Origin of the sequence: Xaviernesmea oryzae, assembly GCF_900109605.1 — a bacterium.
Classification (GTDB): domain Bacteria; phylum Pseudomonadota; class Alphaproteobacteria; order Rhizobiales; family Rhizobiaceae; genus Xaviernesmea; species Xaviernesmea oryzae.
Genome location: NZ_FOAM01000019.1, coordinates 60381 through 74133, shown reverse-complemented (window position 1 = coordinate 74133; position 13753 = coordinate 60381). Strand labels below are relative to the sequence as shown.

12 protein-coding genes, 1 pseudogene and 1 other annotated feature are annotated in these 13753 nt (G+C 57.4%); of the genes and pseudogenes, 3 read left to right on the top strand and 10 right to left on the bottom strand.

The features are described from left to right. From BMX61_RS20220 to BMX61_RS20205, 4 genes and pseudogenes are all read right to left on the bottom strand, one after another. A complete protein-coding gene (locus BMX61_RS20220) occupies window positions 1-183 on the bottom strand; it encodes a hypothetical protein (RefSeq protein WP_075627965.1) in 183 nt (60 codons plus the stop codon). A gap of 275 nt (window positions 184-458) precedes the next feature. Beyond that, window positions 459-1559, bottom strand: coding sequence for a helix-turn-helix transcriptional regulator (locus BMX61_RS20215; RefSeq protein ID WP_170854988.1), 1101 nt, complete (start codon window positions 1557-1559; stop codon window positions 459-461). 786 nt (window positions 1560-2345) lie between these two features. Beyond that, window positions 2346-3122, bottom strand: a pseudogene (locus tag BMX61_RS20210) (IS3 family transposase); the annotation flags it as partial. Then, window positions 2726-2841 (bottom strand) — a sequence feature (AL1L pseudoknot). It overlaps the preceding pseudogene by 116 nt. 157 nt (window positions 3123-3279) lie before the next feature. After that, on the bottom strand, window positions 3280-4473 hold the full coding sequence (locus BMX61_RS20205) for a sensor histidine kinase (protein WP_234794763.1): 1194 nt from the start codon (window positions 4471-4473) through the stop codon (window positions 3280-3282). 163 nt (window positions 4474-4636) lie between these two features. On the opposite strand from BMX61_RS20205, the gene BMX61_RS20200 reads away from it, so the two are divergent. After that, window positions 4637-6058 (top strand): sensor histidine kinase, encoded by a 1422-nt coding sequence (locus BMX61_RS20200; RefSeq protein ID WP_075627962.1) that lies wholly within the window; start codon window positions 4637-4639, stop codon window positions 6056-6058. After that, on the top strand, window positions 6058-6426 hold the full coding sequence (locus tag BMX61_RS20195; protein WP_075627961.1) for a response regulator: 369 nt from the start codon (window positions 6058-6060) through the stop codon (window positions 6424-6426). Before BMX61_RS20200 ends, BMX61_RS20195 begins: the two co-directional genes overlap by 1 nt. 101 nt (window positions 6427-6527) lie before the next feature. Here the strand turns inward: BMX61_RS20195 and BMX61_RS20190 are convergent, their stop codons facing one another. From BMX61_RS20190 to BMX61_RS20170, 6 genes are all read right to left on the bottom strand, one after another. Next, window positions 6528-6950, bottom strand: a complete 423-nt coding sequence (locus BMX61_RS20190) for a type II toxin-antitoxin system VapC family toxin (RefSeq protein WP_075627960.1) — start codon at window positions 6948-6950, stop codon at window positions 6528-6530. Then, the gene (locus tag BMX61_RS20185; RefSeq protein WP_075627959.1) at window positions 6947-7213 is read right to left on the bottom strand and encodes a type II toxin-antitoxin system prevent-host-death family antitoxin; all 267 of its coding nucleotides are present in this window, start codon (window positions 7211-7213) and stop codon (window positions 6947-6949) included. Before BMX61_RS20185 ends, BMX61_RS20190 begins: the two co-directional genes overlap by 4 nt. A gap of 215 nt (window positions 7214-7428) precedes the next feature. Continuing rightward, a complete protein-coding gene (locus tag BMX61_RS20180; RefSeq protein WP_075627958.1) occupies window positions 7429-7737 on the bottom strand; it encodes a type II toxin-antitoxin system RelE/ParE family toxin in 309 nt (102 codons plus the stop codon). Next, window positions 7737-7958: a type II toxin-antitoxin system ParD family antitoxin gene (locus BMX61_RS20175; protein ID WP_234794767.1), complete on the bottom strand. Its 222-nt coding sequence runs from the start codon at window positions 7956-7958 to the stop codon at window positions 7737-7739. Before BMX61_RS20175 ends, BMX61_RS20180 begins: the two co-directional genes overlap by 1 nt. Then, the gene (locus BMX61_RS25170) at window positions 7861-8673 is read right to left on the bottom strand and encodes a hypothetical protein (RefSeq protein ID WP_234794769.1); all 813 of its coding nucleotides are present in this window, start codon (window positions 8671-8673) and stop codon (window positions 7861-7863) included. The genes BMX61_RS20175 and BMX61_RS25170 overlap by 98 nt, the downstream gene beginning before the upstream one ends. A 511-nt stretch (window positions 8674-9184) precedes the next feature. Further along, window positions 9185-11401: a bifunctional diguanylate cyclase/phosphodiesterase gene (locus tag BMX61_RS20170; protein ID WP_083639455.1), complete on the bottom strand. Its 2217-nt coding sequence runs from the start codon at window positions 11399-11401 to the stop codon at window positions 9185-9187. Between the two features lie 519 nt (window positions 11402-11920). On the opposite strand from BMX61_RS20170, the gene BMX61_RS20165 reads away from it, so the two are divergent. After that, window positions 11921-13711 (top strand): thiamine pyrophosphate-requiring protein, encoded by a 1791-nt coding sequence (locus tag BMX61_RS20165; protein ID WP_075627956.1) that lies wholly within the window; start codon window positions 11921-11923, stop codon window positions 13709-13711. Window positions 13712-13753 lie beyond the last annotated feature (42 nt).

Genomic DNA, 13753 nt, shown 5'->3' with positions numbered 1-13753 from the left:
TCAGTGCTTCGTGCGATGATCGCCGCGATCTCCCTCCCCCGGCTTTGCCTCGTTCTTCGCCTTGTGGCGTTTATCGGCAGACAGGGATCGGCCGACATCCACGCTCTCCTTGAACCTGCCGTCGTCATCACGGCGGACATAACGCTTGTCCGTCCCGGTATCAATCAGTTCGCGCTTGCTCATCACGGCTCTCCTTTGCGTGGAACGGCAGGAGAACGCACAGGCGGGCTGAAAGATGCGTGGAAGCATCCAGCTTCTGCTGTATGGAACAAGGACGTCATCAACAAGATGACCGCTACCCTGTTGACGGCCAGCGAAAGGGACTTGAACGCTCGCCCGAGGCAGCAAGGGCTGCGTTGTCTATGCTTTCTCGCTCGCGATCCTCAAGATTTGGCAAATGATCACCGATGTTGCGGGTGTTGTCCTTTTGGCTTGCGTGTGGGCGTCTGAGAAACAGCTCACCTGTGCAGGGTGAGAGGCTCAATCGCAGCGAGACTAGCAATAGATCGCACAAAATCGGTCTGCCGCGTAAGCCCGGTCTTTCTCAGCAGGCTCTTCACGTGACTCCGCACGCTGGAGATGGATGTCCGGCGTTCGACTGCGATATCTCCGGCTGTAAACCCCCTTGCGAGAAGGGCAGCGACCGTTGCTTCAACGGGCGACAGGTCGTAAAGCCAGCGGAGCCACTCGGGTTCAATCAGTGCAGCATCTTTTGGTTGCGCAAGGGCAATGAGTGTGCCGCCGTCACCTAGAATATCTCGCGCATGGAAGTAAGCAGGAACAGCATGCAGCACACCAACTATCCCGTCTGCGTTTCTTAGCGGAATCGAACGGACCTTCGTGCCTGATCGTGCTATCGGCGACAATGCCTCTTTCAGCGCAAGGTTCGCGCGCGGGTCGCTCAGCGACAGCCCACCATAGGCGGAAGGGAGAAAAAGGGTTCCACAGAGCTTATCGAAAAGGTCGTTCGTCGCCTTCACGGACCGGTTCCGGCCGATGACTGCAGCTGGGATTCCAACCATACTGAGCGTGGCAGTCGCTGTTGCCGCCTGTTTTAGCCTGAGGCGGCTGGACAGCGCGATTGAACGTGCAAGATGTGGCCGCAAGGCATCGAGCCAGCCGATATCCTCCTGCGTGAAGCTGCCCGCAGCCCTGCCCCGGTCGACTGAAAAGACGGCAAGGTCATCATGTGTGCCTTTGATAACCGTGGCAGTGGTATAGGCGATATCGCGGGGTCGAAGAAACTCGGTGACAATCGGCAAGCTTTCATGATCGCCATGACAGACGTCGCTGTCTCGGACGAACCCGGGATGAGCGCGTGCAAGAAGTCCATCAAGGCGAGGGTTATTCTTATCCCAGCCGCCGGCTATGTAGTCTTCCATAATTTTTTTTGTTGCGGATGGAGCTTCCCAGTATAGCTCCCCATCGACCAGGATAAACAGCGAACCTCCGCGCGCGTTCAAATGGGCCGAAAAGCGGTCGATGACCCCATTCCACTCTTCCGGGATAAGCGCTGCGGTATAGATGTGCTCCAAGATATCGATGGTCTGAATAGGCATCCAACTCCCCTGAATAAAGAAGGCAGAACATGTCATGGAGCTTGCGGACATACAAGAAGAGCCATCTCCTTTAGTCATAAGTCTGCTTTCTGGTACGACAAAAAGCTCCGGTGCCGCATACAGAGGAGCAAGATCAATGCTGTCTTACCCCTCATACCCATCTTAGACGCGTTAGGCTGGTGCCTTAGCTGGTAGAAAAATTCGCATTTTTGTTTGTTGCGGCGCCAGTGGCGACGTCGCCTCACCAATATTGGGGAGGAGCTTACCTCTTTTTGCTGTTAGCGAATAATGTGCAACGTGTTTTTCAGGGGCTGAAATGATAAGATTGATCGCAATAATCTTGACCACTCTTTCTCTCTCGGCATGTGTGGCCGGCGGAGGCACTCCGGCAAACAATGGCGCCGCACTTTCAGCATCCGAGAGTGCCTTCGCTGGCACCTGGAGCGGCAACCTGCCTAGCGGGAAGCCTGTTCGGGTCGTCGTCTCGGACACAGGCGCTGTGAGCTACTATTTCCGTGGCCAAGCTCAAACGCTCAAGAACGTAACGATTACCAGCTCGCGACTTTCCGCGACCGTTGGTACAAACGGCAGCACATTCACACTGTCCACGAGCGGTTCCTACGTGTTCACGTGGGGACCCACAGGCGAAGTCACCCGCGCAAAGCTGTTGAAGAGGTAAGCCTCGCTCCTTCGTAGACATGCAGTCAGCATAACAGGTGCCCGGCGCTGCTGGACACCTGATCTTATCAGGTCACGTGACCTGAGACCAACCTGCCGAGTTTTCGGGAAAGCCACGTAGACGAAGCCCTGCCAGGTGGCGACATAGGTAAAATCAGAAACCCACAGCCTATTGGGTGCAGGGGCTTTGAATTGGCGGTTAACCCGGTCAAGCGGGCTCAGAGGCGTCTTATCCGAGTACGTCGTGCGGATCGTCTTTCCTCGAATGATCCCTGTAGGCTCATCGATCTCATAAGCCGGGCAACAGTGCAGCGGGCGACGTCAAAGCCTTCACGCTTCAACTGCCGCCAGACCTTGCGATCGCCATAGACGCAAAAGTTCTGTTCGAAGACACGACGTATCTCGATCTTGAGGCCGGTATCGCTGCGGGCGCGGACCGACAGGCGATCAACGTCCACGCGTTTGGCGATATTCTCGTCGTAGGTTGACGGGGCGATCGGCAGCAGTCTGCAGATCGGTTCGACCCCGAACACACCACGGTGTTCGTTGATGAACGAAATCATCGCTTGAAGGAGCGGTCGAGCTCGCGATGGTGAAATGAGCCGAAGCCTTGCGCAAAATCTCGTTGGCCTGACGAAGCTCTCGATTCTCCCGCTTAAGAGCCTTCATCTTCTCGGCGACATCGCTCGGCAGGCCTGCTCGTTTACCGCTGTCGATCCCTGTCTTCTTGACCCATTTGTGCAGCGTGGCTGGCGAGCAGCCAATCATGGCAGCGATAGATGAAACGGCAGCCCAACGGGATGGATGCCCGGCCTCGTGGTCTCGCACCATGCGGATGGCCTGGCTGCGGACTTCAGGCGAAAACTTATTCGTTGTCTCGCTCATGATGGCTCCACTCTCTCACAAGTTGGAGCCTCCGGCAAAGCCGGGGCGGTTCAATCATATTGACCCGACTGACGCTGCAACCGGCGTGGTTCGCGCTTTCCCATAGTCGAATTCATGATGAAGACGGCAGTGTCGCCGCTGCTGTTCGGAGACCTTATCAAGAGTCCGACGCGGGTAAGAATGTCACAGTGAACCGCGTCCCCGGACTGAGCCGCTCCCAGCGCGGCTCTCCGCCAAGCTGCCTGCTGAGGGAAGCGATAAGCCTGAGACCGAGACTAGACCCGCCCGACGTGTCGAGTTTGTCAGGAAGTCCCCTCCCCTGATCTTCCACCGACAAGACGAGACAGCCTTCAGCAGATGGACGCACTTCCACGTCAACGAACCCTCCTTGCTCGTCATAGGCATACTTGACCGCGTTGGTCACCAGTTCGTTGACCAGCAGGCCCATTGTCACCGCCTGTTGTGTCAGCACGTCGACGTCATCCACCCTGCAGCGAACTGTCACGCCTGATGTTGTCGCTTGCAGCTGCTCGCTCAAATCCCGGAGAAACGTTCCCAGCCCGATGATGCGGACGGTGTTGTTTTTCCACAGCCTGTCATGGACAGAGGCAACCGTCTGCACCCGCTGACCGGCATCGCGCAAAGCCCTTGCGACATCGTCGTTTTCCGCGGTTCGCGCCTGCATGGCGAGCAGGCCGGCGACCACGCTCAGCGAGTTCTTGACGCGGTGACTGGCCTCTTGGACGAGCACCTCTTGCAGAGCGGACGCTTCCTTCAGTTGCTCGTCACGCTCCGCCCGCTGCATTGCAACACCCAGAATCGCAGCAAAATTCTCAAGAAAGGAGATGTCGGCTTCATCGAACATGCCTTCGCCAGGACTGTCCACTTCAAGAACTCCGTACTTCTTGACGTCACAGCGAATGATGACGTTGAGAGCTCGGGTAATCCCATGCTCCGCGAGAAGGAGCGGGGTTCTGAATCGTTCCTCGTTTTCGAGATGGTTCGAGATAACGGCGGTTTCAGTATGGTAGGCGTAGCCAGCGGGACTCTCGAGGTCGTCCCCCACTCGAGCGTGGCCGACTACTCCCGACTTCCATCCCACGCCGGCGACGACAAGAAATCCTGCGCCATTACCAAGAGGGCGAAGATACTTCGCATGCGTAGCATTCAAACCAAGGGCCGCGAGGCGGGTGGCTTCCTGAAGAAGCTCGTCCAGGTCCCACGTCTTAAGCGCGAAGTAGCCGAACTCGGCAGCAATACGTTGCTGCTTGAGCCTGTATTCCAGTCTATCGGGAACGGAAACCTGAACGGGATTGGGCGAGGGCTCTTCGTGGACGTCCAGCTCGGTCAATGATCAGTCCCTTGATAGGAAAGAGGCTAGGTAAACTCTCAATGCCAGCGATGCAAGACGGTGGAAAATGGAGGTCGCGCAAGGCTTTTATCAAGGGGCTTGTTGTCCTTTGGCTGGAGACTATCTCAACACCCCTTGATCGCAACAGAGCAGAAGAGAACTTTTGTCCTCCGCAACCATCGTACAGGTCCCGATGCAGGCTGTCCCAGATTTCGCGGCCATTCTTCATGGAATGCCGCAACCATATCTTGTTCTGGACGCTGGTCTCGTGATCGTCGATGCGAGCGATGCCTACCTGGCGCTTACCTCGCGCACGCGTGACGACATTGTGGGCAGGGGGATCCTTGAGGCGTTTCCCGAAAACCCGGACGCGATGGGCACCGTGGAACAGGGGCCGCTCGAAGTCTCGCTCCGCCACGTGCTTGCTACCCGTAAGGCGCACGAAATGGCAGCTATCCAGTACGACATTCCACGACCGGGTGGAGGCTTCCAGCAGAAATTCTGGACCCCTGTTCATACTCCAGTTCTCGGACCCGATGGCGAGGTGAAATACATCATCCAGAGCCCGATGGATGTAACAGACTCAGTTCTGGCCGCCCGCGAAGCGGACGCCCGCCTACGGGTAGCTCATCACGCGGCCGATCTGGCGTCCTGGGAGTATGAGCCCGAAACGGATAGCTGGCGGCGCAGCTCTGCTGTGGACAGACTGTTTGGTTTTGAGCCCGGACAGGGTGGGCCGGTCGCAGCACCCTTCTTCGCGCACATGCATCCAGATGACCTCACGAAGGTCAATCAGGTGGTTCAAAGCGTCATGGATTCGCCGGACCAGACAGTGATGAACTTCGATTTCCGCATTTTGCGGACGTCCGGCGACGTGCGTTACGTCGCTTCCCGCGGGGAGGTTCTACGCACCTCGGACGGAAGAGTGCGGATCATCGGCGTGATGATGGACATGACCGCGGACCGCGAGCGAGAGGCTGCCCTTGCGGCGTCCGTTGAGCAGAAGGACCTCCTGCTCGTCGAACTGAACCACCGCGTCAAAAACACGCTTCAGCTGGTCGTCAGCACGCTCCGCCTGCAGGCTAGACGACTGCTCTTTCCTATCACCATAGAAGCGTTCGAGGCGGCGATTTCCCGGGTGGTGGCCATCATTTCCGTGCACGAGCGTCTTTATCGGTCTGAAAACGCATTGCTGGTCGATATGGCTGCTCATCTGAGGAAACTCAGCCTGGACATCCTCGGGAGAAGCGAAGATGTGCAAGTCTTGTTCGACATCGACCCGATGGAGCTGCCCACGGAACGGGCCATTCCGGTCTCGGTCGTCGTCAATGAGCTCCTGACGGTGGCGGTGGCTCGCAATGCCGGCGTCTCGCGCGTTGCGATTTCCTTCAAAGAGATGGCTGGCGGCAAGCTCGAGCTTGAAGTGGAAACGACGAGGTCCGGGCCATCGGCAGACAGCTCGCTGACCGAGCTCGCGCGCAAGATCGTCACGACGATGGCAGCCCAGCTCGGTGGCGATTTCGACGTCGAAACGAGTGACACTGGCTTCAAGGCTGCTCTCGTTTTCCCGGCAAAGGAATCTTGATGCCACTCCGGGTGATGATCGTGGAAGACGAGATGCTGTTGGCGCTCGATCTGGAAGACATGCTTGCGGAGGCCGGCCATACCGTTGTGGGACAAGCTTCCGATATGGCGCAGGCGCTTTCGCTCGCTGAGGCGGTTGGCGGCGGCGTGGATGTGGCAATCATGGACATCAACCTGGCACGAGGCTCAAATGGGATCGAGACCGCTGCAGCCTTACGCGAGCGGTGGGATATCCCAAGCCTGTTCGTTTCGGGGAATTTAGACGAGCGGACACGGGAACTTGGCGCGAGCCTGCGACCTATCGGCTTCGTCGGAAAGCCTTATGCCGAACGAGAAGTGCTTGCCTCACTGGCGGCAATGGGAGCCTGAAGCCCTGAAGGCAACCTAACTCTTGAAAGGGATATGAACCGGCGACACGTCAATTACTGCCCAACTCGCAGGGACGCTCCGGGCCTCCTGCGGTCCTCGCCTCAGACGCTCCAAGGGTCCACAAGAACTACACCTGTTCCCTGGAAATCCTGAATATTCCGCGTCACCACCACCAGCCCGTGGACAAGCGCCGTGGCGGCAATGATTGCATCAGCTTCATTACGGCGGTCTGGTATGTGCAAGTGAGCGCAACGGGTAGCCACCGCATCGTCGATCACAACGGTACGCTCAGCAAACTCCGGGCGAACCCGGCTATCCATCCATGCGCGCAAACGAGAGCCCTGCGCAATGTCACGGCGCTGAATGCTAAGTATTCCGCGCTCAAGCTCTAAAACTGTTATCGCAGAAATGCACATATCACGAGCATCATGCGCACGTATCCAAGCCGTTACATTCGGATCGGCTTTACCGTCGCCCACTTTTCGAAGTTCGAAGACAACCTTTGTATCGAGCAAATATTTCAAGACAGATCAACTTCGCGAGCTGCTATAATCGATCGAGGAGGATCGAAATCGATGGCCGACAAACCCGGCATTGATAGCGCATCGACAAGATTATGGCGTTTCCCCGTCAGACGCTCAAACTCCCTGTAAGTCATCAAGACGTGCGATGGCCTGCCCCGATCAGTAATAACGACAGGTCCAGCCTCAGCAGCCTTCTTTGCTCTGCCAACATCGTGGTTTAATTCGCGGCTGGTCAAACTGATGTTACCCAAAAGAAGCTCCATGTAGAAACGTACCTACATATATGACCCCCATCCTCAGTACGTAAGGCCATCGTGCGAAATTGGGTCCTTAGTAAGATTTTAAATTTTGAGCGGAGTCGGACAGCAGACCCCGCGAATAAAAGCATCGTATAATAGCGATTTAGCGAATGACAGATATCGTGGACACGCGTCACACTCACCGTCTTAACGCCCATCATGCAACTGTGCTTCTTCATTCACTGGGCGAGTGCCTGGACAGAATCGTTCGCCCAGTCTTCATGTCCATGCCGTATTCGGATTACGAAAATTGCTCCGTTCTCCTCCATCCGGTAGACAATGAGATGGGCTTTGAACGAGAGAGTTCTAACTTGCGGTGAAATCTCTTCTCGTTCGCGCGCCATCCGCGGATTAGCTTCAATTAGATCAAGCACCGCAAATAGTTCGTCATGATACCGCCGAACCCGTGCGAAGCCGAACATGCGCACACCTTGCTCCGCGATTGTAATGATATCCTCTTCCGCTTCGACACAAAGACGAAAACGCATTACCGGCCGCCGCGCTTCGTTTCCTCACGCGAGACTGCCCCGGCAAACAGTTCGTCCTTCGACCGGCTACCGACACCACTTTTAAGCCCGTCAACAACGAAGCGCTGCATTGCGGCAATCTTATCACTGCGAACTTGGTCTCTCCGGATCAGATCGCGTACATAGTCGCTGGCGTTGGAATATCGCCCGGTCTTTGCTTGCGCCTCGACCCAATCTTTCATCGCGTCCGGAAGAGATACGTTCATCGTCGCCATTCGACTCTCCATAGCACGAAAACATGAGCCAAAATTGGCAAAGTTTGTCAAACAGCTCTCTTGAGGTTCGAAGCGCAGCTCGGTTAGGTTCATTCTCGACATCGCGCTTCGCCGCGATAAGGCGCTCTCGCTGGTGTGGAACGCAGATTTTCAATTGGCCCATCGAAGCCTGGGACAAAACATCTAAGGCCTCATATCTACCGGATACCAGTCGCCGAGACTGCGATCGGGCGCCATAAACAGCTGCTCGGTAATATTCGCCGAGGTGGCGATAGGCTTCCCACTGTTCTTCATCAAAGAACTGGTCACCGGTCGTCTGCTGTGGGAAGGTGCCTGAGCCAGGGCGGTGATAATAAGCGAGAAGCTCCGGCGGCTCGGTAAAGCTTAGGCGCGGCTTGATCAGCAGCAACGTTCCCTGCGTGCCATTGTTATAGCGGATGGCTGCCAATGTCGCGGCTGGGCCGCCTGGCTTGTCAAAGCTGCCACTCCTGGCAAGCTCGGCGTAGGGACCGAGAACCCGCGCGAGCGGCGAGCAGCAGCCGATCTTGGCCGTGATCTGTGCCTGGTCGAGAAAGGTGATCTCTGCTCCGAGATCGATGCGTGCGCGCTGGATCAGCCGAAGCACATCCACCATGTCATAGCCGGGATCAGCACCAATATCGCAGGCGACGATGAACGGCACCTTGCGCTGCAGCAGGGCATAGACACCGGTATTTTTAGAATGGCCGCCTCCGGTACACTAAGGCGCTGTGCCGTTTACGCTCAGCGTGGAAAGGTTCGCTCGCGAAACATAGGTTCCGTTATCGCTTTACGGCAACAAAACTGAGCTCGTCGAAAAGTCTCTGGTGGGCGAGCTCCGAAACACCTATTCGGGTCCACGCATAGATTCCTTCGGACACACTTCGATCTTAACAGTCCGGCACCCGTCCATGCGCTCGGACATTTAGACGTGATATCTTGTCATTTGCCCGCGATGTTATCGAATGTGCAATGAATGGCTTCGAAGACAATGCCGAGACCGTGGTCCATCCTCGGCGGCAAGTCGGACGCGGGCATCACCATCATAGGAATTCATCCCCTCGAAATTACGCCGATGACAAGCGTCTTAGAGGCAGTGCGTGGCCGTGCGAGACGTCCTACGAGTAGTAGGTCTCGCCGAGCGCTTATCTCTTTCGTTGTCGAAATTGGCGACGCTAGACTGACCTACTCCGGGTAAAACAAAAATCGTGTGCGGCGGCTTCATTGATGAGCGTTTCCGGCCGCCCAAAAAGAAACCCCTGCATGAGATCAGGCGCCCACGGAGAAATGAGCGTCCGTTGCTCTTCCGTCTCTATACCTTCCACAACGACCGTCAGACCAAGGCCTCTTGCAAGGGCAACGGCGCACTCTATGACAACCCCAGCCACGGGATCTCGACCAAGCGCAGCAACATAGCTGCGGTCGATTTTGAGCGTGTCGAAGGGATAGCGCCTGAGGTTGGTCATCGATGAATAGCCACTGCCGTAGTCATCCATTGCAAGGCGAACACCAAGCGCCTTCAGGCTTTGAAGTGACTGCCCCACTTCGACACGATCTTCGAGAAGAGACGTCTCGGTCAATTCCAGCTCAAGCCTGCTGGCCGACAGACCGCTTGCCATGAGGGCAGCGGCCACATGTTCGGGTAAATCAGGCAAGAGAAGCTGACGGGGCGAGACGTTCACCGCCACAAACACATTCTCCGCCCACCCGGCCGCTTGTCGGCACGCTCTCTGGAGAACCCAGGCCCCTATCTCAATGATGCTGCCGCTTTCTTCCGCTGCCTCGATGAAGACGGCCGGCGCAAGAACGCCATAGGTGGGATGTTGCCAGCGTAGCAGTGCCTCATAGCCGACCGGCTGCCCGGATAAGGCATCGACGATCGGCTGGTAAAGCAGAAAAAACTCATCCATCTGGATGGCTCTGCGCAGCTCATCCTCAAGCCGCCGCCGCTCCCGCATTTGCTGATCGAGGAAGCGGTCGAAGGCATAGATTCTTCCTCGACCTCGAGCTTTCGCGCGGTAGAGAGCCGCGTCCGCGTTGTGCTGCAAGTGCGTGAGGCTGCTTCCATGGGCGGGAAACGCCGCGATGCCAACGCTAACGCCAAGCGCTGCCGCGTTGGGATGGGATGCGAAGACCGTTTTGAAGCGCGACAGAAAGCATGCCGCTGCCTCTTGCGCTTGATCATCATACTTCCCTGGCAGAAGAACCGTAAACTCGTCTCCACCCATCCTGCCGATGAGCGCTGGGCTGTCGAAAGACGAAGACAGAACCTTAGCGACCTCCTGCAACACGAGATCTCCCTCCGCGTGACCGTGGAGATCGTTGACAGCTTTGAAGCGATCGAGGTCCATGGTCAGCAGAGCCGCTGGCGAGGTTTCGGCTTCAGCGAGGCAGAGGGCGTCCTCGGCGCGCGCATTGAAAGCCCGTCTATTCAAAAGACCGGTCAAGGGATCATGTGATGCGAGGTGATCGAGACGCTCGTGCGCCTCGAGACGCTCGCTGATGTCGCGCAATCCAAAGAAGGAAGTCTCCCGGCCTTGATATTCGATAGCACCCTCGACGATCTCGACCGGGATGAGTCGATCAGGAGCTTTTACAAAGCCCATTCCTGCCTTCGTCTGACTGAGAATATCTTCGAGATTGAGAGCCTTGATTGCGGGAAGCGGTTTGCCAACCATGGCCAGGAATTTCTCATTTGCATGGATGACTCTTCCGCATCGCGTCAAAACAATCGCTTCGAAAGTCGCATTTGCGAGACCCTTCACATCCGTGAGGTATCGATCGAAAAAAACGGCCGCCACACCTGCCGCAATGAGTAGGCTCGCGACCACGCAAACCGCTGCTGCGATGCCGATGCGATCAATGAGAGTCAGACCGTTCTGCGGACCTGAATCGAGCGGCACCACGCGAAGTCCACTCATCGAAATCAGATGGTGGCTGCAGACGGCCGACACCACCAGCAATGCGGTGAACACCAGTCTAGTTATGGTAACCTGACCGGAGGCAACCTGCATCGCAATAAGCGAGAAAGCTCCGCCGATTGCCCATGCTGCGATGAATGTATCCATACGACCCTCGACGAGCGCCGAGTTGCCGATGGCGCTCAGGCCTATTGTATGCATCGCTGCGATGGCGAGCCCGACCAAGCAGCCACTGATGCCTGCACCAGAAAGACCGGGGACGCCGACCAATGCGAAGGTCGCAAGACATGAGATCCCGATCGCCACCAGGATGGAGGCGCCCGTCTCAAACAGCTGATAAGAGACGGGAATGCTATAGGCCAGCATGGCTATAAAATGCGTTGCCCATATCGTTCCGCCAAGCGCAGCGCCGGCAACAGCGAGCCAGATATTGCGATGGGCCCGCACACACTGCCGAGCGCGCGAAAGCATGAAGGTCCCAGCCAAATTTCCGGCCACGATACGCTTAAGGCAACGAGAAGAAGGGCGAGGTTGTGCTGCTCAGTGATACAGGAAACAAGTGCGGCCATGGAAACCTCCGGCTTACACACATCCCATGTGGCTCCTAAAGCAGCGTTAGCAATTTAGCTCGGATTTTCATCTTGTTGTTAAGGTCGAGCTCTCACCGCCCTCACGGATTGAACAATGGCGTCCCGCGTTCAGGCGTGGCGTTGGCCTAAATCGCAGCGCGAGCACAGCGCGTCGACTGTCGATCTAGACAAGGCTTGGGCGGGTTGCGGCGGCGGTCCCATCGTCATTTGGGCGAGCCATCGCATTCCTGTCTCCAGACGAGTGTTCATCGTGCACGGCGAAGCCTTAGGATTGCTGGTTCTGCAGGGGACACCTCAAGCGCCGCCCCTCATTGCAACCGAGATTTGGCCCGACGCAAACGAACCTATGCATCGTCGGTGCGTTCCTATGTCACTCTGCGACAGACAACAGGATTTCGCCATGACACAGCTTACCAGCGACTTCTTCGTCGAACGGCTGAAATCCTGGGGTGTCTCCCGCATCTACGGCTATCCCGGAGACGGCATCAACGGCGTGCTTGGCGCGCTTCAGCGGGTGGAAGGCACCCAAGCCGGCATCGAGTTCATCCAGGTTCGCCATGAGGAAATGGCTGCCTTCATGGCCACCGCGCATGCGAAGTTTACAGGAGAGCTAGGTGTCTGCCTCGCGACGGGTGGCCCCGGCGCCACGCATCTTCTTACCGGACTTTATGATGCGAAGAGCGACCATGTGCCTGTCCTTGCCATTGCCGGCCAAGCAGAAGCGACAGTGCGGGGCGCGAGCTACCAGCAGGAACTCAACCTCGACCGCATATTCGCGGACGTGGCGGACTTTGTACAGGAAGCGGCAACCCCCGCTCAGCTTCGCCACCTCGTTGATCGTGGCTTGCGGATTGCCACTGCAAAAAATGGCGTCACCGTTCTCGTCCTCCCCAAGGACATTCAGGACATGCCGTGGGAGGACCCACAGCAAGCGCACGGCTTCACCCGCTCCGGGCCTGTTTATGCCAAGCCCAGGGTCTTGCCACACGCCGTTGATCTTGAACGCGCCGCCGCGGTGCTGAATGCTGGCCGCAAGGTCGCCATCCTGATTGGCGCCGGCGCCCGCAACGCATCGGACGAGGTAATCGAGGTCGCCGAGCGGCTGGGTGCTGGCGTTGCCAAAGCACTCCTCGGTAAGGACGTTTTGCCTGATGACCTGCCTTTCGTCACAGGCGCCATCGGGCTGCTCGGCACGAAGCCGTCGTCCGACATGATGGAAAGGTGCGATACGCTTCTGATGATCGGCACCGGTTTTCCGTGGGCCGAGTTCCTGCCCGCCGACGGTCAGGCACGCGCCGTTCAAATTGACATTGCGCCAGAGATGCTCGGGCTGCGCTACCCGGTCGAAGTGAACCTGCATGGTGACGCTGGCGAAACGCTTCGCGCGCTCTTGCCCCTGCTGCAGCGTCAAGAGGATCGCGGCTGGCAAGACCATATTGCGGCCGGCATGGAAACATGGCGTGAGAGACTGAAAGGCCGTGCGCTCGCCTCAGCTTCGCCGGTCAACCCACAGCGCGTCGTCTATGAGATGTCGCCGCGACTGCCGACAAACGCCATCGTCACATCCGACTCAGGCTCTTGCGCCAACTGGTATGCGCGTGATTGGCAGGTGAAGCAGGGTCAGCGCGGCTCGTTGTCAGGTGGGCTGGCATCCATGGGAGCCGCCGTTCCCTATGCAATTGCCGCCAAGTTTGCACACCCCAACAATCCGGTTATCGCTTTGGTCGGCGACGGGGCGATGCAGATGAACAATATGGCCGAGCTGATCACGATCCAAAAATATTGGCAGCAATGGGCGGATCCACGGCTCATCGTTTGCGTGTTCAACAACGAGGATCTGAACGAAGTGACGTGGGAACAACGCGTGATGGAGGGCAACCCACGCTTTCCAACCACGCAGTCCTTGCCAGATGTCCCCTATGCCCGCTTTGCTGAGCTGCTGGGGCTCGTGGGCATCTTTGTTGACGATCCTGAGCAGATCGGCTCTGCCTGGGACCGAGCGCTCTCAGCCGACCGCCCTGTGGTCCTCGAGGTCAAGACCGACCCCGATGTTGCGCCGCTCCCCCCGCATCTCACACTTGACCAGGCAAAGTCGTTCCTGTCTTCAATGGCAAAGGGCGACCGAGGGGCGGCACGGGTCGTTGCCGACACCGCTCGTCAAATCTTAGGCGGGTTGCGCGAACGCTTTTGAGACAAGCTCGACGATCGGCCAGCTCGTGCCATGCCTTCATCT

Excerpts from the sequence above, each read along its gene's own strand:
- BMX61_RS20220 (WP_075627965.1), bottom strand. The coding sequence starts at position 183 with ATGAGCAAGCGCGAACTGATTGATACCGGGACGGACAAGCGTTATGTC.
- BMX61_RS20215 (WP_170854988.1), bottom strand. The coding sequence starts at position 1,559 with ATGCCTATTCAGACCATCGATATCTTGGAGCACATCTATACCGCAGCG.
- BMX61_RS20195 (WP_075627961.1), top strand. The coding sequence starts at position 6,058 with ATGCCACTCCGGGTGATGATCGTGGAAGACGAGATGCTGTTGGCGCTC.
- BMX61_RS20185 (WP_075627959.1), bottom strand. The coding sequence starts at position 7,213 with ATGGAGCTTCTTTTGGGTAACATCAGTTTGACCAGCCGCGAATTAAAC.
- BMX61_RS20180 (WP_075627958.1), bottom strand. The coding sequence starts at position 7,737 with ATGCGTTTTCGTCTTTGTGTCGAAGCGGAAGAGGATATCATTACAATC.
- BMX61_RS20175 (WP_234794767.1), bottom strand. The coding sequence starts at position 7,958 with ATGAAAGATTGGGTCGAGGCGCAAGCAAAGACCGGGCGATATTCCAAC.
- BMX61_RS20170 (WP_083639455.1), bottom strand. The coding sequence starts at position 11,401 with ATGCTTTCGCGCGCTCGGCAGTGTGTGCGGGCCCATCGCAATATCTGG.
- BMX61_RS20165 (WP_075627956.1), top strand. The coding sequence starts at position 11,921 with ATGACACAGCTTACCAGCGACTTCTTCGTCGAACGGCTGAAATCCTGG.